Source organism: Streptomyces sp. NPDC049577, from assembly GCF_040675635.1.
In the GTDB taxonomy this organism is placed as follows: domain Bacteria; phylum Actinomycetota; class Actinomycetes; order Streptomycetales; family Streptomycetaceae; genus Streptomyces.
In genome coordinates, this window is record NZ_JBFAPH010000080.1 from 1 (window position 1) to 20,524 (window position 20,524).

The window sequence follows — 20,524 nt, forward strand, 5'->3', positions numbered from 1 at the left end:
CACCCACCATGCCCGCCTCGCCGGCCGCCCGGCCGTCGCCGTCCGCGTCCGGCGGCGGACCGGCGGGCGGCCCCGGCAAGCGCCGCAAGGCCCTGATCCTCGGACTCGGCCTCCTGCTGGTCGCCGGCGCGGGCACCGGCGGATGGCTGCTGTGGGGACGCGACGGACACGGGGGCCAGGCCCCCGCGAAGAAGGCCGACCGGCCGGTCGACGCCAAGCTGGAGTGGATGGCCGCCGTACCCAACGCCGACAAGGGGGACTCCGAGCGCCTGGGCCGCCCGTGGTTCACCGGCGACAAGGTCGTGATGCCCACCAAGAAGGACGTCACGGCGTACGACGCCACGACCGGCCGGACCAAGTGGACCGTCCACCTGCCCGGCTACGCCTGCAACCGCTCACCCGGCACCGACGGCGGCGTGGGCGTCGTGGTCTACGGCAAGCAGGAATTCGACTGCGACATGCTGATGGCCGTCGACCTGGAGCACGGCCGCGAGATGTGGAGCAGGAAACTGGCCGACTACACGGGGAAGTCGCAGCGGTTCAGCGACGGCAACATCTCCGTCGCCAACGGCCGCATCACGCTGTCCTACGTGGGCGACCCGATGGTCTACTCCGTGCAGGGCGACCCCCTGAGGCCCTACGACTACGGCTGCGAGGAGCGCGGCACGGTCGTCCAGGGCTCCCACCACCTCACCCTCGCCCAGTGCGACCTCTTCGGGCGGCAGTTCGTCATGGACGTCGACCCGAAGAGCGGCCTGGAGAACTGGACCTGGAAGGTCCTCGACGGGCTGGAGGTGCAGAACGTCCTCTCCGTCCACCCCGCCGTGCTGACCGTGGGACGGGACCACGACACCGAGCCCTCGGACATCGTCAGCCTGGACCCCGACGGGCGCATGAACCCCCTCATATCCGCCTCGGCCGGGCCTTACCAGCTCAGTGACTGCTGGAAGAACGACCTGACCTCGTGCCACTCCACCGTGGCCGACGGCAACACCCTCTACCTCGCCACGCGTGACGACAGGGACAACGCCGACGGCACCCGCGGCAACACCGTCGCCGCCGTCGACCTGGCCACGGGCAAACCGCGCTGGACGTCCGACTTCGGCGGCAGCCGCGTCAGCCGCCCGGTCGCCATGCACGACGGGCATCTGCTGGTCTACCAGCAGGCCACCAGCGACGAGAGCGGACTCCTGCTCTCCGTCGACCCCGCGAACGGCAAGTCGTCCGTCCTCATGCGGCTGCCGCAGGAGTCCGCCGAGCGCGAGTACGCGCTCGCCCGCAGCGGCAGCGCGTACTTCCACGACGGCCACCTGTACCTGGTCGCCTACGAGGTCATGGGCGAACACCCCATGATCATGTCCTTCCGCTGACCGGCCGCCCGCGCCGCACGCCCAGGAACCGAACGACAGCGAACGCAGGAGCCCGTCAGTGACGCAGCAACCGCCCCACCAGGACCAGCCCCACCGCGGACATCCACCGCACCCGGCACCGCTCCCGCCGATGGCCCAGCCCCCGGCGCCCCGGCCCCCGGCACCCCATCCGCCGACGCTCCCGACCCCGCGCACCCCGGAGCCGTCCCCCGCCGGGGAAGCGGCCACCGCCGGCGGACGGCCGGCCCGGCGCAAGGCGCTCCTCATCGGCCTCGTCCTCGCCCTCCTGCTCGGCGCGGGCGGCTGGGCCCTGTGGTCCTTCACCGGCGGCGGATCACCCGGGGGCGGGAAGCAGACCGCCGACGGGAAGAACCCCGCCCCTGGATCGGTCGCCTGGAAGGCCGAGGCGCGCACCGCGCCGGACCAGAAGTTCACCAAGGCCATGGGCACCTGGTTCACCTCCTCGCTCGTCGTCAAGGCCGAGCCCGACATGGTCACGGCCTACGACATCAAGACCGGCCGGAAGAAGTGGTCCTTCATCCTCACCGGCCGGCTCTGCGCCGCCTCCCGCGAGTCGGAGGGCGACGTGGTGGTCGTCGCCGCGATGTTCGGCAAGAGCTGCATCGACCTCAAGGCCATCGACCTGCGCGACGGCCACCGGCTGTGGAACGAGCTGCTCGTCGAGGAGCGCGAGGCCGACGACCACCTCAACCCCGACAAGTGGGGCAAGGCCGAACCCAGGCTCTCCCTCAACGCCGGCCACGTCTACATGACCTGGGCCGAGGGAAGCCAGACCCGCCGGCTCTCCGACGGCAAGCGGGTGGCCCAGGAGAAGCACGCCCCCTGCGAGTGGTCCGACGCGGCGGGCGGCGACCGGCTGATCGCCGTCGACTACTGCGGAACCCGCGACATCACCGTCCGCTCCCTGGATCCGGCGAACCTCGCCAAACCCCGCTGGACGACGACGCTCCCGCGCAACGACGGCTTCGTCTCCATCATCTCCACCAGCCCCCTGGTCCTCACCCAGAGCCCGGGCAAGGGCGGCCCGGACGACCGGTACGACTTCGTCGTGCTGGACCCCGCCGGCGGCCGGGAGAAGACCCGCATCGCCTACAACGGCTACTGGCGGCTGGGCCCGTGCTTCCTGTCCACCTCGGGCTGCACCGGCGCCCTGACCGACAAGAACAGCCTCTACGTCGCGGGCCAGGGCGTGACCATGGCCTACGACCTGTCCACCGGCCGCCCGCGCTGGACCTACAAGGCGGACGCCAACCGCGTCACCATCCCCGTCGCCGTCCACGACGGCCAGGTCGCCGCCTACACCACCGCCACCCCGCAACGCCCCGGCCGCACCACGTTCGTATCGGCCTCCGACGGCAAGGCCCGGCGCACCGTGGAGCACTCGGACCGGGAGACCGACCGCAAGAACGAGGCCATGATGGCCAAGGTCACGGGCTTCCCCCGGCTGCGCGACGACCGCCTCCTGCTCGTCAACGACGGCAACGTCCCCGACCGGAGCGGCGTCGTCCTCGCGGTCGCCGTCCCCGGGGGCAGCGGCTGAGCGCGGCCTTCAGGAGTGGGCGCGGCCCTCAGGAGATGTCGAGGTCGAACTCGCCGTCCCGCGCGCCGAGCACGAACGCGCGCCACTCCGCCTCGGTGTACCGCAGCACGGTGTCGTGGTCCTCGGAGGACCGCATGGCCACGGCACCGCCCGGCAGGTACGCGATCTCCACGCGGGCCTCGTCGGGGTTGCTGTCGGGGGCGCTGAGCCACTCCACCCCCGAGATGTCCATGGCGTAGAGCTCGTCCTTCTCTTGTTCAGTGGCCACTGCGACAGGCTCCTCGGGCGACGGCGTACGGCTGGCGGAGCCGACGCTAGCAACTGCCGGCCGGTCCGGGGGACGGTTTGCGCCGTCCCGGCGTCCGTGCGGTCGGGACGGCGGCCGCGGGTGACTAGAGTGAGCGGTTCGGCCCGTCGGGCAACTCACCGGGGAAAGGCGGCACATGGCCGGCGACCAGAAGATCAACGATGAGGCGTTCAACACCTTCAAGAACACCATCGACCAGGCGAGCCAGGCCTTCACGGCCAACCTGCGCACGCTGGCGAACGCCATCGCCAACGTCGACGGCGGCCAGTGGAAGGGCGACGCCCACGCCGCCTTCCGGGCGGCACAGCTCCAGCTGAACGAGGACCACGACGCGGTGCGCCGGCTCATCGACCACCTCAGCGAGGCCGTGGCGAAGACCCACCGGGACAGCGGGGCCAACGACGCGGAGATCGCCGCCAGCATCAAGGGCGTCGACGCCGGCGTCACCTCGGCCGGCGGGCACGGCAAGAGCGCGATCGACGCCTACTGAGCGCGGGCGTGACGTCCGGCAACGACTTTCGACACCAAGGGGAGTGGAAAATGGCAGGCCACGACGGGGAGATCGTCGTCACCTACGCCTCGCTGAAGGACACCGCCGATCAGATCAAGGCCGCGGCCGGGGTGATCGAGCGGGAGATCGAGACCATGAGCAGCGCCGTCGGCAAGGTCGGTGCCGGCTGGCACGGTGAGGCGCACCAGGCGATGCTGCACGCCCAGGACCAGCTCAAGAAGCGGGCCGAGAGCATCAGGCACGTGCTGGAGAAGGTCTCGGCCCTGGTCCTCACCGGCAGCGAGCAGTACCACGCGACGGACCGCCGGGCCTCCCGGCTGTTCACCGAGGGCTACTAGGGGTTCCGGGGGGACGTGCCCCCCGGCCTTCCCGCACCGCGCGGCGAGCGGTCCGCGTCACTGCTCCGGCAGCCACCCCACCTGCACCAGCGGCGTGCCCCGCTTGCGGGAGACGAACCAGCCGCGGCCCGGCGGCATCGGCCTCGGGCGGACGCCGCCGATGAGGTCGCCCTCGCCCGGATCACCGGACAGCACCAGGCCCTGCGCACCGAGCTCCTTCACCCGCTGCATGAAGGGCTCGAACAACGAGCGCGACGCGCCCGCCGAGTTGCGCGCGATGATGAAGCGGACGCCGACGTCGCGCGCGAACGGCAGGTTCTCCGTCAGCACGGAGAGCGGATTGCCGCCGCCCGCCGCGACCAGCTCGTAGTCGTCGACGATGACGAAGAACCGCGGGCCCGACCACCAGCTGCGCTCCCGCAGCTGCCGCGGCGTGATGCCGGGCTGCGGGGCGCGCCGCTCCATCAGGCCGCCCAGCGCCTCGGCGTGGAGGGCCATGGCCGAGGCGATCGGGGCGTACTCCAGCAGATGGCTGTCGGGCACGACGTCCAGCAGCGTGCGCCGGTAGTCCCCGACGACGATCTTCGCCTCGTCGGGGCCGTACCGCTCGGTGATCCGCCGGGCCAGCAGCCGCAGCACCGAGGTCTTGCCCGACTCGCTCTCGCCGAAGACGAGGAAGAACGGGTCGCTCTCGAAGTCGACGAAGACCGGCTCCAGGTTCGTCTCGTCGATGCCGATGGCGACGCCCCGCTCCGGGTGCTCGAACCCCTTCGGCAGCTCGTCGGCGCGCAGCCGGCGCGGCAGCAGCCGGACGCGCGGCGCGTGCGGGCCGGACCACGCCTCGTCGACGGCGGCGACCAGCGCGGCCGTGGCGTCCGTCATGGTCTCCGGGTCGTGACCGGAGTCGATGCGCGGCTGGCCGGCCAGGAAGTGGAGCTTCTCCGGCAGCTGGCCGCGGCCCGGCACTCCGGCCGGCACGTTCGCGGCGACCTTCCGGTCGAACTCGGAGTCCATGGTGTCGCCGAGCCGCAGCTCCAGGCGGTTGAGGAGCTGGTCCTTGAGCGCGGGCCGGACCTCCATGTTGCGGGAGGCGGTGACGACGAGGTGCACGCCGTAGCCGAGACCGCGCCCGGCGATGTCGGCGACGAGACCCTCCAGCATCTCGTACTCCTGCCGGAAGGCGGCCCACCCGTCGACGAGCAGGAAGACGTCGCCCCACTCCTGGTCGGCGAAGTCGCCTGCGGCCCGGCGCCGGCGGTAGGTCGCCATGGAGTCGATGCCCCGGGCCCGGAAGAACTCCTCGCGGCGCGCGAGGACGCCCGCCACCTCGGCGACCGTACGGCGCACCCGCTCGGGATCGAGGCGCGAGGCGACGCCGCCGACGTGCGGCAGCCCGGCCACGGCGCTCAACCCGCCGCCACCGAAGTCCAGGCCGTAGAACTGCACCTCGGCGGGCGTGTGGGTGAGCGCGAAGGACGCCACCAGCGTGCGCAGCAGCGTCGACTTGCCGGACCGCGGCCCGCCGACGACCAGCATGTGGCCCGCCGCGCCGGAGAAGTCGCGGAAGAGGACGTCCCGCCGCTGCTCGAAGGGCTTGTCGACGAGACCGAGCGGCACGACGAGCCGGCCCCCGCGCGCGGCGCCGGCGGCGGTCAGGCCGCGGCCCGGCACCACCGACAGCGCGGGCAGCAGCTGGTCCAGGGACGGGGCCTCGTCCAGCGGCGGCAGCCAGACCCGGTGGGCCGGCGGCCCCTGGCCCTCGATGCGGCGCACGACGACGTCCAGGACCGTGTCCGCGAAGGCGTCGCCCTCCCCGCGCGCCGGGGCCGCTCCCGGCGCCGGCGGCGCGGCGTACGCGACGGGCACGTGCCCGGCGGTGAACAGCACGGGACGGCGCTCCACCGGCAGCGCCCCGCCCGCGGTACCGCCCGCCGCGCCGGCCCGGTACGCCCCCGAGACGTACGCGGCCTTGAAGCGCGTCATCTCGTCCGTGCCGAACTTCAGGTAGCCCGAACCCGGCACGGACGGCAGGTGGTACGCGTCCGGCACGCCCAGCGCCGTGCGCGACTCGGCGGCGGAGAAGGTGCGCAGACCGATCCGGTACGACAGGTACGTCTCCAGACCGCGCAGCCGGCCCTCCTCCAGGCGCTGCGAGGCGAGCAGCAGGTGCACGCCCAGCGACCGGCCGATGCGGCCGATCTGGATGAACATGTCGATGAACTCGGGCTTGGCCGTGAGCAGTTCGCTGAACTCGTCGATGACCAGGACGAGCGAGGCGAGCGGCTCCAGCGGGGCGCCCGCCAGGCGCGCCCTCTCGTAGTCGTGGACGTTCGCGTAGTTGCCCGCCGACTTCAGCAGCTCCTGCCGGCGTTGCAGCTCGCCGGTGATGGAGTCCCGCATGCGGTCGACCAGCGTCAGGTCGTCCGCCAGGTTGGTGATGACCGCCGCGACGTGCGGCAGCGCGGACATGCCGGCGAAGGTCGCGCCGCCCTTGAAGTCCGCGAGCACGAAGTTCAGCGTCTCCGAGCTGTGCGTGACGGCCAGCCCCAGCACCAGGGTGCGCAGCAGCTCGGACTTGCCGGAACCGGTGGCGCCCACGCACAGGCCGTGCGGGCCCATGCCGTCCAGGGCGGCCTCCTTGAGGTCCAGCATCACCGGCGCGCCGGACTCGTCGACACCGATCGGCACCCGCAGCCGCTCGGCCACGGGCCGGGGCCGCCAGGTGCGCGAGACCTCGACCGCGCCGGCGTCGCCGAGCCCGAGCAGATCGGTGAAGTCGAGATTGGCGAGCAGCGGTTCGTCGCCGTCGCCACCACCCGTGCGCAGGGGCGCGAGCTGGCGCGCGAGCGCCTCGGCAGCCTCGGGGGAGAGCGTGTCGGGCTCGCCGTCGTAGGCGGCGAGCTGCGACAGCAGCCGCAGCCGGCCCGGCTCCACGACCACGGACAGCCCGCCGCGCGGCTCGTCCAGCTCGCCCGGCACCAGCTCGACGACGGTGACGCCCTGCAGGCCCTCGGCCGCGGCGAACACCGAGTCCGGCGGCACCCGGCCGCCGTCCACGAGGACCACCACGTGCGGCGCGTCCAGCAGCGGCCTGCCCTCCCGGTTGAAGCGGGTCCGGCCCTCCAGCCGGGGCGCCAGCAGCTCCTCCAGCTCGGCGAGGTCGTCGCCGATCAGCCGCCGTGGCCCGGCGCCGTCCACCACGCCCGGCACCTGGACGTGCGGCAGCCACTTGGCCCACTCCCAGTGCGCCGCGGCACCGCGCGCCGTGACCACGGCGAGCACGAGGTCCTCCGGCGCGTGCAGCGTCACCAGCTGCGCGACGAGCGCGCGCGCCGTCCCGCGTGCCGCCCGGGGATCGCCGGAGAGCGTCAGGTGGTAGAAGGCGCGCAGCGACAGCGCCACCGGCATGCCGTCCAGCGACGAGTGCGTGGCCAGGAACTGCTGCATCGCGCCGGCGGTGAGCGGTTCCAGCTCCTCCACCGGCGCGGTCTGAGGGGCCACCAGGGGAGTGGCGAGCTGCTGCGCGCCGAGCCCGACGCGCACCTGCGCGAAGTCGTCGTCGGTGATCCGCCGCTCCCACAGCCGGCCGCCGTCGGCGACCACGGACCACAGCTGGTCGGGGGAGGGGTGCAGATACAGCTGCGCGTCGCGCTGGGCCCTGGCCGTGCGCCGCACCGTACGCCGGGTCTGCGCCAGGTACTTGAGGTAGTCGCGCCGCAGGTCCGCCAGCCGGCCCTGCGAGCCCTGGCGGTGCCTGAGGAACATCGCGACCGTCATGCCGAGCGTCGAGCACAGCATCATGACGCCCATGATCTTCATCATGGGCGCGGCGCCCGGCATGAAGAAGTAGACCATCGAGGAGGCCATGCCCAGCGTGGGCAGCAACTGCATCAGCATGCCGTCCTGCTGACCGCGCGGCAGTTCCGGCGGCGCCTCGAGCCGGAGCTCCTCGCCGGGCACCTCCGGCGGGAAGGCCCGCGGCTGGCGCTTGACGACGACCTGGCTCACCGGATGACTCAACTCCTCGGCGCGGCAGGGCCCGTTGCCGCGCCGCCGCCCCTGTGGCGCCGGCCTGCCCCCGCGAGAGGGCGATCCTACCGACGGCCACCGGACCGGCCCGGATAGGGTGACCGCCGCGCGCGAGACCGAGCGCGCCGACCGCAGAACGACCGCAGAACCACCCAGGGGGCTCACACGTGAGTACGTCCGCCACGACCGGCTTCTGCAGGGTGACCGTGGTCGCGCCCGACAGTCGCATCGACGTCGCCCTCCCCGACGACATCGCGGTCGCCGACGTCCACCCGGAGATCCTCCGCCTGACCGGACAGACCCAGCCCGTCGGCACCCCCGCCGGCTATCACCTGGTACGGCGCGACGGCACCGTCCTCGACGGCGCGCGCACGCTCGCCGCCCAGCGCGTCCTGGACGGCGAGATCCTCGTGCTGCGCCCGTTCGCCGAATCCCTGCCGCCGGCCGTCCACGACGACGTCACCGACGCCATCGCCGCCGCCGTCACCCGCGACGGCACGCTGTGGAACGAGCGGCTGCTGCGCGCCTTCGGTCTGTCCGGCGGCTGTCTGCTGCTCGTCCTGACGGCCGCCGTCCTGTGGTGCGCCGACCCCGCCGGGCACGACATGCACGGCCTGCCGGGCGTCATCGCCGGCGCCGCCGGCCTGCTGCTCACCGCGCTCGCCGCCGTCCGCGCCCGCGTCTACGGCGACCGGGGCTCCGCCCTCGCGCTCGGCCTCGCCGCGCTGCCGCACCTCATGGTCGCCGGATCGGGCATCGTGGCCCCCGCCCCGGGCGAGGGCATCGGACGGCTGCAGTTCCTGCTCGGCTGCGTCGCCGTACTGATCGCCTCCGTCGTGCTCGTCGCGGCCGTGCCGAGCGGGGACGGGGTCTTCGTCGCCGCGGTGGTCACCGCGGCCACCGGCACCCTGGCGACGTTCTGCGCGATCCTCACCCAGGCGGCGCCCGCGCGCACGGCCGCCGTCTGCGGCGTGGCCGCGATCGGCGCGATCGGCTTCCTGCCGGGCCTGTCCGCCCGCGTCGCCCGGCTGCCGATCGGATACGCCGCGCCACGCCCGGCGACCGCGGCCGGTACCGGGGCGGACGGCGGGCCCGGCGCCGTCCCCGTCGACGCCGAGCGGATCGCGGACCGGGCCCGCCGCGGGCACGAACTCCTCCTCGGTCTCGTCGGCGGCTGCTCGGCCGTCGTCACCGGCTCCGCCGCCGTGCTCGCCTTCGCCGGCGACGGCTGGTGCCGGCTGCTCGCCCTCGCCATCGGGCCGGCCATGCTGCTGCGCGCCCGCCTCTTCCGGCGCACCCCGCAGGTGGCGGCGGTGCTCGCCGCCGGACTGGCCGCGCTCGCGCTGCTCGCCCTGGGCACGGCCCTCAGGCCGCCGGCCGGCGCCGTCCGCGCGCTGCTCGCCCACGACCACGGCCCGCTCGACGTCCGTACGATCTGGCTGACGGCGGCCGTCGCCGCGGCCGGCGCCGTGCTCACCGGTGTGGCGCTGATCGTCCCCCGCAAGGGGCTGTCCCCCTTTTGGGGGAGATTCTCGGACCTCGCCGAGGGCGCCCTGCTGCTGGCGCTCGTACCGCTGTGTCTCGCCGTGCTCGACGTCTACGCCACCGTCCGTGGCCTGACCAGCACGTAAACGCGCGGGTGCGGCCCGGGCCGGCGCGCCGGCCTGCTACTGTGGTCGACGGCCGTTTGTGTACGCGCCTTCGGAGGGCCCCGCTCTCTGAGGACAGCGCCCAGCGGACCCCGCCTCCCGAGTAACGGAAGCTCCCCTGAGACCAAGACCAGGGGCACTCGGTGGCCAGTAAAGACACTCAGAAGGAGTACCGCGTGTCGCTCGACGCCGCTACGAAGAAGCAGATCATGGCCGAGTTCGCCACCAAGGAGGGCGACACCGGTTCCCCCGAGGTCCAGGTCGCGCTGCTCACCCGTCGGATCTCCGACCTGACCGAGCACCTCAAGACCCACAAGCACGACCACCACTCCCGCCGTGGTCTGCTGCTCCTGGTCGGTCAGCGCCGCCGCCTGCTGCAGTACCTGGCCAAGAAGGACATCACGCGCTTCCGCGCCCTGGTCGACCGCCTCGGCATCCGCCGCGGCGCCGCCGGCGCGAAGTAGAACGCCATGAAGGGAGCGGTTCCCACCCCGGGGACCGCTCCCTTCGTGTATTCCGTGGGAAGCGGACCGGAGCAGAAGCTTTGTAGTCTGGTCCCACAACGACAAAACGGATGAGGAGGAGCGCCGGTCTCTCCGCCGGTCCTCGGTAGTGGCCCCCGGAACGGGGAATTCCGGGTGCTTCGATCGAAGACCGGCCCGCACAGAGCAATGGCGCCCTCCACCACCGTCCCCCGCCACACGGGCGGGGGGCGCAGACGAGGAGATATCCCTGGTGGAGAACGAGACCCACTACGCCGAGGCCGTCATCGACAACGGCGCCTTCGGCACCCGCACCATTCGCTTCGAGGCGGGCCGCCTGGCCAAGCAGGCCGCCGGCTCCGCCGTCGCGTACCTGGACGACGACACCATGGTGCTGTCGGCCACCACCGCCTCCAAGACGCCCAAGGAGCAGCTGGACTTCTTCCCGCTGACCGTCGACGTCGAGGAGCGCATGTACGCCGCCGGGAAGATCCCCGGTTCCTTCTTCCGCCGTGAGGGCCGCCCCTCCGAGGACGCGATCCTCACCTGCCGCCTGATCGACCGCCCGCTGCGCCCGTCCTTCAAGAAGGGCCTGCGCAACGAGATCCAGGTCGTCGCCACGGTCATGGCGCTCAACCCCGACCACCTCTACGACGTGGTCGCGATCAACGCCGCCTCCGCCTCCACCCAGCTGGCGGGCCTGCCCTTCTCCGGCCCGATCGGCGGCGTCCGCGTCGCGCTGATCAAGGGCCAGTGGGTCGCCTTCCCGACCCACACCGAGCTCGAGGACGCCGCCTTCGACATGGTCGTGGCCGGCCGCGTCCTGCCGGACGGCGACGTCGCGATCATGATGGTCGAGGCCGAGGCCACCGAGAAGACCATCCAGCTGGTCAAGGACGGCGCCGAGGCCCCGACCGAGGAGGTCGTCGCCGCCGGTCTCGACGCCGCCAAGCCCTTCATCAAGGTGCTGTGCCGCGCCCAGTCGGACCTGGCCGCCAAGGCCGCCAAGCCGACCGCCGAGTTCCCGATCTTCCTCGACTACCAGGACGACGTCCTGGAGGCGCTGACCGCCGCCGTCAAGGACGAGCTCGCCCGCGCGCTGACCATCGCCGGCAAGCAGGAGCGCGAGTCCGAGCTGGACCGCGTCAAGGCGCTCGCCGCCGAGAAGCTGCTCCCGCAGTTCGAGGGCCGCGAGAAGGAGATCTCCGCCGCGTACCGCTCCCTGACCAAGACCCTGGTCCGCGAGCGCGTCATCAAGGAGAAGAAGCGCATCGACGGCCGCGGCGTGACGGACATCCGCACGCTCGCCGCCGAGGTCGAGGCCATCCCGCGCGTCCACGGCTCCGCGCTGTTCGAGCGCGGCGAGACCCAGATCCTGGGCGTCACCACGCTGAACATGCTCCGCATGGAGCAGCAGCTCGACACCCTCTCGCCGGTGACGCGCAAGCGCTACATGCACAACTACAACTTCCCGCCGTACTCCACCGGCGAGACCGGCCGCGTCGGCTCCCCCAAGCGCCGCGAGATCGGCCACGGCGCCCTCGCCGAGCGCGCCCTGCTGCCGGTGCTGCCGACGCGCGAGGAGTTCCCCTACGCCATCCGCCAGGTCTCCGAGGCGCTCGGCTCCAACGGCTCCACCTCCATGGGCTCGGTCTGCGCCTCCACCATGTCGCTGCTGAACGCCGGTGTGCCCCTCAAGGCCCCGGTCGCCGGTATCGCCATGGGCCTGATCTCCCAGGAGATCGAGGGCGAGACCCACTACGTCACCCTCACCGACATCCTCGGTGCGGAGGACGCCTTCGGCGACATGGACTTCAAGGTCGCCGGCACCAAGGAGTTCGTCACCGCCCTCCAGCTCGACACCAAGCTCGACGGCATCCCGGCGTCGGTGCTGGCCGCGGCCCTCAAGCAGGCCCGCGACGCGCGCCTGCACATCCTCGACGTGATGATGGAGGCCATCGACACGCCGGACGAGATGTCCGCCTACGCCCCGCGGATCATCACCGTCAAGATCCCGGTGGACAAGATCGGTGAGGTCATCGGCCCCAAGGGCAAGATGATCAACCAGATCCAGGAGGACACCGGCGCCGAGATCACCATCGAGGACGACGGCACCATCTACATCGGTGCCGCCGACGGCCCCTCCGCCGAGGCCGCCCGCGCCACGATCAACGGCATCGCCAACCCGACCATGCCGGAGGTCGGCGAGCGCTACCTGGGCACGGTCGTCAAGACCACCACCTTCGGTGCGTTCGTCTCCCTGCTCCCGGGCAAGGACGGCCTGCTGCACATCTCGCAGATCCGCAAGCTCGCCGGCGGCAAGCGCGTGGAGAACGTCGAGGACGTGCTCGGGGTCGGCGCCAAGGTCCAGGTCGAGATCGCCGAGATCGACCAGCGCGGCAAGCTCTCCCTCGTCCCCGTGATCGAGGGCGAGGACGGCGACGACGAGACCAAGGACGAGTCCGCCAAGTGACGTCCCGTAGTACACGGAAGACGGCCCGCCCCTCCACCGAGGGGCGGGCCGTCGCCCGTACCCAAACGCTTCTCAAGGGCGAGAACGGCATCGGCACGGTCCGCCGGACCACCCTGCCGGGCGGACTGCGCGTGGTCACCGAGACCCTGCCGTCCGTACGCTCGGCGACCTTCGGCATCTGGGCCAACGTCGGCTCCCGCGACGAGACCCCGGCCCTCAACGGCGCCACCCACTACCTCGAGCACCTCCTCTTCAAGGGCACCGCCCAGCGCAGCGCCCTCGACATCTCCGCCGCCCTCGACGCGGTCGGCGGCGAGATGAACGCCTTCACGGCGAAGGAGTACACCTGCTACTACGCGCGGGTGCTCGACACCGATCTGCCGCTGGCCATCGACGTCGTCTGCGACATGCTCACCGGCTCGCTGATCGAGCCGGCCGACGTCGACGCCGAGCGCGGGGTGATCCTCGAAGAGATCGCCATGACGGAGGACGACCCCGGCGACTGCGTGCACGACCTGTTCGCGCACACCATGCTGGGCGACACCCCGCTGGGCCGCCCGGTCCTGGGCACGGTCGACACGATCAACGCCCTCACCCGGGACCAGATCGCCCGCTTCTACCGGAAGCACTACGACCCCACGCACCTGGTCGTGGCCGCCGCGGGCAACGTCGACCACGCCAGGGTCGTCCGCCAGGTGCGCGCCGCCTTCGAGAAGGCCGGCGCCCTGACCCGCACGGACGCCGTCCCCACCGCCCCGCGCGCCGGCACGAAGAAGATCCGCACCGCCGGCCGGGTGGAGCTGCTGGGCCGCAAGACCGAGCAGGCACACGTCGTCCTCGGCGTGCCCGGCCTGTCCCGCACCGACGAGCGCCGCTGGGCCCTCGGCGTGCTCAACACCGCCCTGGGCGGCGGCATGAGCTCGCGGCTCTTCCAGGAGGTGCGGGAGAAGCGCGGTCTCGCCTACTCGGTGTACTCCTACACCTCGGGCTTCGCCGACTGCGGCCTCTTCGGCGTCTACGCGGGCTGCCGCCCGAGCCAGGTCCACGACGTGCTGCGGATCTGCCGCGACGAGCTGGACCGGGTCGCCGCGGAGGGCCTGCCGGAGGACGAGATCGCCCGGGCGATCGGACAGCTCTCCGGCTCCACCGTCCTCGGGCTGGAGGACACCGGCGCGCTGATGAACCGCATCGGCAAGAGCGAGCTGTGCTGGGGCGACCAGATGTCGGTCGACGACATGCTCGCCCGCATCGCGGCCGTCACCCCGGACGAGATCCGCGAAGTGGCCCGCGATGTACTGGGGCAGCGTCCGTCGCTGTCCGTCATCGGACCGCTGAAGGACAAGCAGGCCGCCCGCCTGCACGAAGCCGTTTCTTGATCTGGTCGATTCAGGGGAAGCAGGGACGATGAGCAAGCTGCGCGTCGCCGTCATCGGCGCCGGGGGCCGCATCGGCTCCGAGGCCGTACGGGCCGTGGAAGCCGCCGACGACATGGAACTGGTGGCCGCACTGGGCCGGGGCGACAGCCTCGACGCCCTGACCGCGGCAGGTGCCCAGGTCGCGGTGGAGCTGACCCACCCCGACTCGGTGATGGACAACCTCGAGTTCTGCGTCCGCAACGGCATCCACGGCGTCGTCGGCACGACCGGCTGGACCGAGGACCGCCTGGAGCGGCTGCGCTCCTGGCTGGCGGCCTCGCCCACGGCCCGGTCGACAGGTGTGCTCATCGCCCCGAACTTCTCCATCGGCGCGGTGCTCACCATGGCCTTCGCCCAGCAGGCGGCCCGCTTCTTCGAGTCGGTCGAGGTCGTCGAGCTGCACCACCCGAACAAGGCGGACGCCCCCTCCGGCACCGCCACCCGCACCGCTCAGCTCATCGCGGCGGCCCGCCGCGAGGCGGGCTGTGCCCCGCAGCCCGACGCGACCACCACGGCCCTGCCGGGCGCGCGCGGCGCGGACGTCGACGGCGTGCCCGTGCACGCCGTACGGCTGCGGGGGCTGCTGGCGCACCAGGAGGTGCTGCTCGGCGACACCGGCGAGACGCTCACCATCCGCCACGACTCGCTGCACCACAGCTGCTTCATGCCGGGCATCCTGCTCGGCGCGCGGCGCGTGGTGGACACCCCCGGCCTGACCTTCGGGCTGGAACACTTCCTGGATCTGGGCTGATCACCGTGCGCGCGAAAATCGTCTATTTCGCCCTGGCGGCCGTCCTGGTCGTCTACTTCGTCCTGGTCGGCAGCCGCGGGATCATGCTGATCGAGCAGGGCACGGCCATCACCGTCGCCTTCGGCGTCGCGGTGCTGGTCCTGCCCTTCATCGGGGCCTGGTTCCTCTACCGGACCACCAAGTTCGCGCGCGACGCCGGCCGGCTCGCGCGCGAGCTGGAGGCCGAGGGCGGGCTGCCGGTCGACGAGCTGGTCCGCACCCCCGGCGGCCGCATCGACCGCGACTCGGCGGACGCGGTGTTCGCCCGGCGACGGGCCGAGACGGAGGCCGCCCCGGAGGACTGGCGCTCGTGGTTCCGCCTCGCCGTCGCCTACCACGACGCCCGGGACACCCCCCGGGCGCGCAAGGCCATGCAGCGCGCCATCGCCCTGCACGACGGCAAGGCGACGGCGTCGCGCACGGTCAGCCCCTGAGGAGCTCCCTGGGATCGCCGGCCGCGGCAGGCGCGGGGGCCTGGGCGGCGGGCGGCACGGGGGTGTGGACGGCGGTGGCGCCGTAGGCCGGTACGGCGGCCGTGGCCGGGTGCGGTGCGTCCGCCCCGCCCGTGAAGTCCGCCACCCAGCCCTCGACCGCGCCGATGGCCGTCGCGAAGGCCTGGGGGCGGCCCAGGAAGTCGCCGCCGTGCTCCGTCACCAGCGGCCGCAGCGGCTCGCCCGCCACCCGCTCGACGACCAGGGCCTGCCCCTCCACGGCCCCGAGCACCCCCAGGCGCCGCACCGGCCGCCGCACCGTCCGTACGCCCGCGACCTCGGCCCAGGACAGGGTGGTGGTGGACAGCGGGCGCAGCTGACGGAGCCCGCGCGCGCTCACCCATATGCCCGTGCGCACGATCCGCACCGCCAGGGCTGTCACCAGGGCCGCGACGGCGACGCAGATCCCGGCGCCCGGCAGCGAGCCGGCGAATGCGACGACCAGGGCCGCGACGAGTACGGCCGCGCTCACCAGCAGCAACAGCGCGGCGCCGCCCACTCGCCACGGTCCGGGGCGGTAGGGACGGCGCCAGCTGCCGGTGTCCTCGGAGAAGGTCTCGTAGGACGTGGGGACGGCGGCGGTCGCGGTCGCGAGCTCGCCGCCGTCGCGGTCGGCGGTCAGAAAGGGAAGGGGCACGACGGTTCCTCACTCACGGCGCACGCTGGATTGCTGTGCCGGGTGAGGCTACCTGCTGACCGACAGAAGTCGATCAGCGGCCGTCCTTGGCCTCCGACTGCTGTGTGCGGTGCGGGTTCTGCGGACCCGTGTCGAGCGACGGCATCCCGAACAGCAGCGCTCCGACCAGCCCCGCCGTGACCGTCAGCCCCACGAGGACGCGACCAGCTATCTCAGAGCGGCTGGCGCGTTCCCGGGGCGGCGGCGTGACGTTGCTGCGGTAACGCTCGGCTTCGGCGACGAAGGCGAACGGCACGGGCTCTCGCCGGCGGAACATGAAGGGCTCTCCTAGGAACCTCGAAGCGGTCAGTCACACAGAAGGACGGCCGGGAGGCCCCGCAGGTGCCCGTTTTCCGTAACTTCTGTGAAAAATATCAACCGCCGGGTCTTGACCTGCGACTCCGTCCCCGGCAGGAGCCGAGTGTCAGTGGTGCCCCGTAGTCTGGGGCGCGCCCGAGCATTGCGAACTGGAAGGACCGCCGGTGACCGACAGCACCACCGAGGACGCCAAGCCCACTTTCCGCAGCGACGTGACCGTCGAGCTGGTCAAGCACAGCGCTGCCGACTCCGACGTCCTGTGGGCGGCCCGCGTCTCCACCGCCGGCGAGCAGTCCCTGGAGGAGATCACCAAGGACCCGGAGCGGTCCAAGGGGCTGATCAACTTCCTGATGCGCGACCGCCACGGCAGCCCCTTCGAGCACAACTCGATGACCTTCTTCATCAGCGCGCCGATCTTCGTGTTCCGCGAGTTCATGCGCCACCGGGTCGGCTGGTCCTACAACGAGGAGTCGGGCCGCTACCGGGAGCTCCAGCCCGTGTTCTACGTGCCGGACACCTCTCGCAAGCTGGTCCAGGAAGGCCGCCCCGGCAAGTACGTCTTCGTCGAGGGCACCCCCGAGCAGCACGCGCTGACCGGCCGGACCATGCAGGACTCCTACCGCCAGGCCTACGAGGCGTACCAGGAGATGCTGGCCGCCGGCGTGGCCCGCGAGGTCGCCCGCTCGGTGCTCCCGGTCGGCCTCTACTCCTCCATGTACGCCACCTGCAACGCCCGCTCCCTCATGCACTTCCTGGGCCTGCGCACCCAGCACGAGCAGGCGGCCGTCCCCTCGTTCCCGCAGCGCGAGATCGAGATGGTGGGCGAGAAGATGGAGGCGGAGTGGGCCAAGCTCATGCCGCTCACCTACGCCGCGTTCAACAAGAACGGCCGTGTCGCTCCGTAACCGGACGCGTCGCAGGGACGGCCGGCGGACTACGAACGCAGGTGTCCGTATTGCGGCATTTCTTCATCGTCATCTAGGCTGAAGAAACGGACCCGGCACTGCTTGAACCCCCGAGCAGGCAGTGCCGGGATCCCTTTCGTACTCCCCCGAGGGAGCACCTCACGGTGAGCAACGAGTAGCGTGGCCCTTATGGCTCCGACCTCTACACCGCACACGCCTTTCGGGCGGATCCTGACCGCCATGGTCACGCCCTTCACCGCAGACGGCGCCCTCGACCTCGACGGCGCCCAGCGGCTCGCCACCCACCTGGTCGACGCCGGCAACGACGGCCTGGTCGTCAACGGCACCACCGGCGAGTCCCCCACCACCAGCGATGCGGAGAAGGTCCAGCTCGTACGCGCCGTGGTCGAGGCGGTCGGCGACCGCGCCCACGTCATCGCCGGAGCCGGCACCAACGACACACGCCACAGCACGGAGCTCGCCCGCCTCTCCGAGCAGGCCGGTGCCCACGGCCTCCTGGCCGTGACCCCGTACTACAACAAGCCCCCGCAGGAGGGCCTGTACCGGCACTTCACCGCCGTCGCCGACGCCACGGACCTCCCGGTGATGCTCTACGACATCCCCGGCCGCAGCGGCGTCCCGCTGGAGACCGAGATCATCGTCCGGCTGGCCGAGCACCCGCGCATCGTCGCCAACAAGGACGCCAAGGGCGACCTCGGCCAGGCGAGCTGGGCCCTCAGCCGCAGCGGCCTCGCCTGGTACTCCGGCGACGACATGCTCAACCTGCCGCTGCTCTCCATCGGCGCCGTCGGCTTCGTCTCCGTGGTCGGCCATCTGGTCACCCCCGAGCTGCGCGCGCTCGCCGAGGCGTACACCGCCGGCGACGTCGCCAAGGCCGCCGAGATCCACCGCCGGCTGCTGCCCGTCTACACGGGCATGTTCCGCACCCAGGGCGTCATGACCACCAAGGCCGCCCTCGCCCTCCAGGGCCTGCCCGCCGGCCCCCTGCGACTGCCCCTCGTCGAGCTCACGCCCGAGCAGACCGAGCAGCTCAGGAGCGACCTCGCCGCAGGCGGGGTGCAGCTTCCGGCACAGACTTCACAACTGAAGATCCACAACTGAAGACAGAGCACAGACGACAACCGCACATGTACGGATGTCACGCGCGCCATGTGTCCCCGGGACATGTGGCGCGCGTGGTGAGGAGAGTCTTTTGAGTCACCCGCACCCCGAACTCGGACCGCCGCCGAAGCTCCCCGAGGGCGGCCTGCGCATCACGCCCCTCGGCGGTCTCGGCGAGATCGGCCGCAACATGACCGTCTTCGAGTACGGCGGCCGCCTGCTGATCGTCGACTGCGGAGTGCTGTTCCCGGAAGAGGAGCAGCCCGGAGTCGACCTGATCCTGCCGGACTTCACGTCCATCCGTGACCGCCTCGACGACATCGACGGCATCGTGCTCACGCACGGCCACGAGGACCACATCGGCGGCGTCCCGTACCTGCTCCGCGAGAAGCCGGACATCCCGCTGATCGGCTCCAAGCTCACCCTCGCCCTGATCGAGGCCAAGCTCCAGGAGCACCGCATCCGCCCCTACACCCTCGAGGTCGCCGAGGGCGACCGCGAGCGCCTGGGTCCCTTCGACTGCGAGTTCATCGCGGTCAACCACTCCATCCCGGACGCCCTGGCCGTCGCCATCCGCACCCCGGCCGGCATGGCCGTGCACACCGGCGACTTCAAGATGGACCAGCTCCCGCTGGACCGCCGCCTCACCGACCTGCCGGCCTTCGCCCGGCTCGGCGAGGAGGGCATCGACCTGCTGCTCGTGGACTCCACGAACGCCGAGGTCCCCGGCTTCGTGCCGCCGGAGCGCGACATCTCCGGCGTGCTGCGCCAGGTCTTCGCCGGCGCCCAGAAGCGCATCATCGTCGCCAGCTTCGCCAGCCACGTGCACCGCATCCAGCAGATCCTGGACGCCGCGCACGAGTACGGCCGGCGGGTGGCCTTCGTGGGCCGCTCGATGGTCCGCAACATGGGCATCGCCCGCGACCTGGGCTACCTGCGGATCCCGGCCGGTCTCGTCGTCGACGTCAAGACGCTGGACGACCTGCCGGACGACGAGGTCGTGCTCGTCTGCACGGGCTCCCAGGGCGAGCCGATGGCCGCTCTGTCCCGCATGGCCAACCGCGATCACCAGATCCGCATCGTCCAGGGCGACACCGTCATCCTGGCCTCGTCCCTCATCCCGGGCAACGAGAACGCGGTCTACCGCGTGATCAACGGCCTGACCCGCTGGGGCGCCAACGTCGTGCACAAGGGCAACGCCCGGGTGCACGTCTCTGGCCACGCCTCGGCCGGCGAGCTGCTGTACTTCTACAACATCTGCAAGCCGAGGAACCTGATGCCGGTCCACGGCGAATGGCGCCACCTGCGCGCCAACGCCGAGCTCGGCGCGCTGACGGGCGTCCCCAAGGACCACATCGTCATCGCCGAGGACGGCGTCGTCGTCGACCTGGTGAACGGTAAGGCCCGCATCGTCGGCAAGGTCCAGGCCGGTTATGTGTACGTGGACGGCCTCTCGGTCGGCGACGTCACGGAGACCTCGCTGAAGGACCGCCGCATCCTCGGCGAGGAGGGCATCATCACGGTCTTCGTGGTCGTCGACAGCACGACCGGCAAGGTCGTGAGCGGCCCGCAGATCCAGGCCCGCGGCTCCGGTATCGACGACGCGGACTTCGCGGCCGTCGCCCCGAAGATCGAGGAGGCCATCGCCAAGGCCGCCGCCGACGGCATCGCCGAACCGCACCAGCTCCAGCAGCTCGTGCGCCGTTCGATGGGCAAGTGGGTGTCGGACAGCTACCGCCGGCGCCCGATGATCCTCCCGATCGTCGTCGAGGTCTGACGTCGCATCAGCCGTATGGACGGCCGCCCCCGGCCTCGATTTGCATCCGGGCGCGGCCGTCCAGTACGTTTACGGCTCCACCGCAGCGGGAACGCCTCAGCACTTGGGTGCAAGGGCGTCGACCGGAAAGCGGATGGAAAACCGGCTCAGAGAAATCTGATAAAGTCGGAGACACCGAAGGGAAGCGCCCGGAGGAAAGCCCGAAAGGGTGAGTACGAAGGAAGCGTCCGTTCCTTGAGAACTCAACAGCGTGCCAAAAGTCAACGCCAGATATGTTGATAACCCCGTCTCTCTGAGACGAGGTTCCTTT

General features: G+C 71.8%; 17 protein-coding genes. 13 read left to right on the plus strand and 4 right to left on the minus strand.

Features of this window, described 5'->3' with window-relative positions; translation table 11 throughout:
- Together AB0K09_RS12155 and AB0K09_RS12160 are read left to right on the plus strand one after the other, a co-directional pair.
- A partial coding sequence (locus tag AB0K09_RS12155; RefSeq protein ID WP_366065238.1) for a PQQ-binding-like beta-propeller repeat protein occupies nucleotides 1-1,370 on the plus strand: 1,370 nt, incomplete at its 5' end.
- Nucleotides 1,371-1,500: 130 nt separating this feature from the next.
- Nucleotides 1,501-2,931: a PQQ-binding-like beta-propeller repeat protein gene (locus AB0K09_RS12160; protein WP_366065240.1), complete on the plus strand. Its 1,431-nt coding sequence runs from the start codon at nucleotides 1,501-1,503 to the stop codon at nucleotides 2,929-2,931.
- A gap of 28 nt (nucleotides 2,932-2,959) precedes the next feature.
- Here AB0K09_RS12160 and AB0K09_RS12165 read toward each other — a convergent pair whose 3' ends face one another.
- The gene (locus AB0K09_RS12165; RefSeq protein WP_366065241.1) at nucleotides 2,960-3,199 is read right to left on the minus strand and encodes a DUF397 domain-containing protein; all 240 of its coding nucleotides are present in this window, start codon (nucleotides 3,197-3,199) and stop codon (nucleotides 2,960-2,962) included.
- Nucleotides 3,200-3,374: 175 nt separating this feature from the next.
- Here AB0K09_RS12165 and AB0K09_RS12170 point away from each other — a divergent pair, with 175 nt between their 5' ends.
- Both AB0K09_RS12170 and AB0K09_RS12175 read left to right on the plus strand, forming a co-directional pair.
- Nucleotides 3,375-3,728 carry a WXG100 family type VII secretion target gene (locus tag AB0K09_RS12170; protein WP_366065242.1) on the plus strand — a complete coding sequence of 118 codons (354 nt, stop codon included), beginning with the start codon at nucleotides 3,375-3,377 and terminating at the stop codon, nucleotides 3,726-3,728.
- A 50-nt stretch (nucleotides 3,729-3,778) separates the two neighbouring features.
- Nucleotides 3,779-4,087, plus strand: coding sequence for a WXG100 family type VII secretion target (locus tag AB0K09_RS12175; protein WP_366065243.1), 309 nt, complete (start codon nucleotides 3,779-3,781; stop codon nucleotides 4,085-4,087).
- A gap of 57 nt (nucleotides 4,088-4,144) precedes the next feature.
- Here the strand turns inward: AB0K09_RS12175 and eccCa are convergent, their stop codons facing one another.
- On the minus strand, nucleotides 4,145-8,095 hold the full coding sequence (gene eccCa, locus AB0K09_RS12180; RefSeq protein WP_366065244.1) for a type VII secretion protein EccCa: 3,951 nt from the start codon (nucleotides 8,093-8,095) through the stop codon (nucleotides 4,145-4,147).
- A gap of 188 nt (nucleotides 8,096-8,283) precedes the next feature.
- Here eccCa and eccD point away from each other — a divergent pair, with 188 nt between their 5' ends.
- The 6 genes from eccD to AB0K09_RS12210 all read left to right on the plus strand — a co-directional run bounded on the left by eccD (nucleotide 8,284) and on the right by AB0K09_RS12210 (nucleotide 15,359).
- Nucleotides 8,284-9,747, plus strand: coding sequence for a type VII secretion integral membrane protein EccD (gene eccD, locus AB0K09_RS12185; RefSeq protein WP_366065245.1), 1,464 nt, complete (start codon nucleotides 8,284-8,286; stop codon nucleotides 9,745-9,747).
- A 194-nt stretch (nucleotides 9,748-9,941) separates the two neighbouring features.
- A complete protein-coding gene (gene rpsO, locus AB0K09_RS12190; RefSeq protein ID WP_366065246.1) occupies nucleotides 9,942-10,229 on the plus strand; it encodes a 30S ribosomal protein S15 in 288 nt (95 codons plus the stop codon).
- Between the two features lie 271 nt (nucleotides 10,230-10,500).
- Nucleotides 10,501-12,720 carry a polyribonucleotide nucleotidyltransferase gene (locus AB0K09_RS12195; RefSeq protein WP_366065247.1) on the plus strand — a complete coding sequence of 740 codons (2,220 nt, stop codon included), beginning with the start codon at nucleotides 10,501-10,503 and terminating at the stop codon, nucleotides 12,718-12,720.
- A complete protein-coding gene (locus AB0K09_RS12200) occupies nucleotides 12,717-14,096 on the plus strand; it encodes a pitrilysin family protein (protein ID WP_366065248.1) in 1,380 nt (459 codons plus the stop codon). Before AB0K09_RS12195 ends, AB0K09_RS12200 begins: the two co-directional genes overlap by 4 nt.
- A gap of 28 nt (nucleotides 14,097-14,124) precedes the next feature.
- A complete protein-coding gene (gene dapB / locus AB0K09_RS12205; protein ID WP_366065249.1) occupies nucleotides 14,125-14,886 on the plus strand; it encodes a 4-hydroxy-tetrahydrodipicolinate reductase in 762 nt (253 codons plus the stop codon).
- A gap of 5 nt (nucleotides 14,887-14,891) precedes the next feature.
- Complete coding sequence (locus tag AB0K09_RS12210; protein ID WP_366065250.1) at nucleotides 14,892-15,359, plus strand: hypothetical protein; 468 nt, start codon at nucleotides 14,892-14,894, stop codon at nucleotides 15,357-15,359.
- On the opposite strand, the gene AB0K09_RS12215 is transcribed toward AB0K09_RS12210, so the two are convergent.
- Nucleotides 15,349-16,053, minus strand: a complete 705-nt coding sequence (locus AB0K09_RS12215; protein ID WP_366065251.1) for a hypothetical protein — start codon at nucleotides 16,051-16,053, stop codon at nucleotides 15,349-15,351. The two genes, AB0K09_RS12210 and AB0K09_RS12215, sit on opposite strands and share 11 nt — an antisense overlap.
- A gap of 73 nt (nucleotides 16,054-16,126) precedes the next feature.
- Nucleotides 16,127-16,369, minus strand: coding sequence for a hypothetical protein (locus tag AB0K09_RS12220; protein ID WP_366065252.1), 243 nt, complete (start codon nucleotides 16,367-16,369; stop codon nucleotides 16,127-16,129).
- Nucleotides 16,370-16,574: 205 nt separating this feature from the next.
- Between AB0K09_RS12220 and thyX the strand changes: the two genes are divergently transcribed.
- The 3 genes from thyX to AB0K09_RS12235 all read left to right on the plus strand — a co-directional run bounded on the left by thyX (nucleotide 16,575) and on the right by AB0K09_RS12235 (nucleotide 20,214).
- On the plus strand, nucleotides 16,575-17,315 hold the full coding sequence (gene thyX, locus AB0K09_RS12225) for an FAD-dependent thymidylate synthase (RefSeq protein ID WP_366065253.1): 741 nt from the start codon (nucleotides 16,575-16,577) through the stop codon (nucleotides 17,313-17,315).
- A 189-nt stretch (nucleotides 17,316-17,504) separates the two neighbouring features.
- Entirely contained in the window at nucleotides 17,505-18,437 is a 933-nt protein-coding gene (gene dapA, locus AB0K09_RS12230) for a 4-hydroxy-tetrahydrodipicolinate synthase (protein ID WP_366065254.1), read from the plus strand.
- Between the two features lie 91 nt (nucleotides 18,438-18,528).
- Nucleotides 18,529-20,214, plus strand: coding sequence for a ribonuclease J (locus AB0K09_RS12235; RefSeq protein WP_366065255.1), 1,686 nt, complete (start codon nucleotides 18,529-18,531; stop codon nucleotides 20,212-20,214).
- The last annotated feature ends 310 nt before the right edge of the window (nucleotides 20,215-20,524 follow it).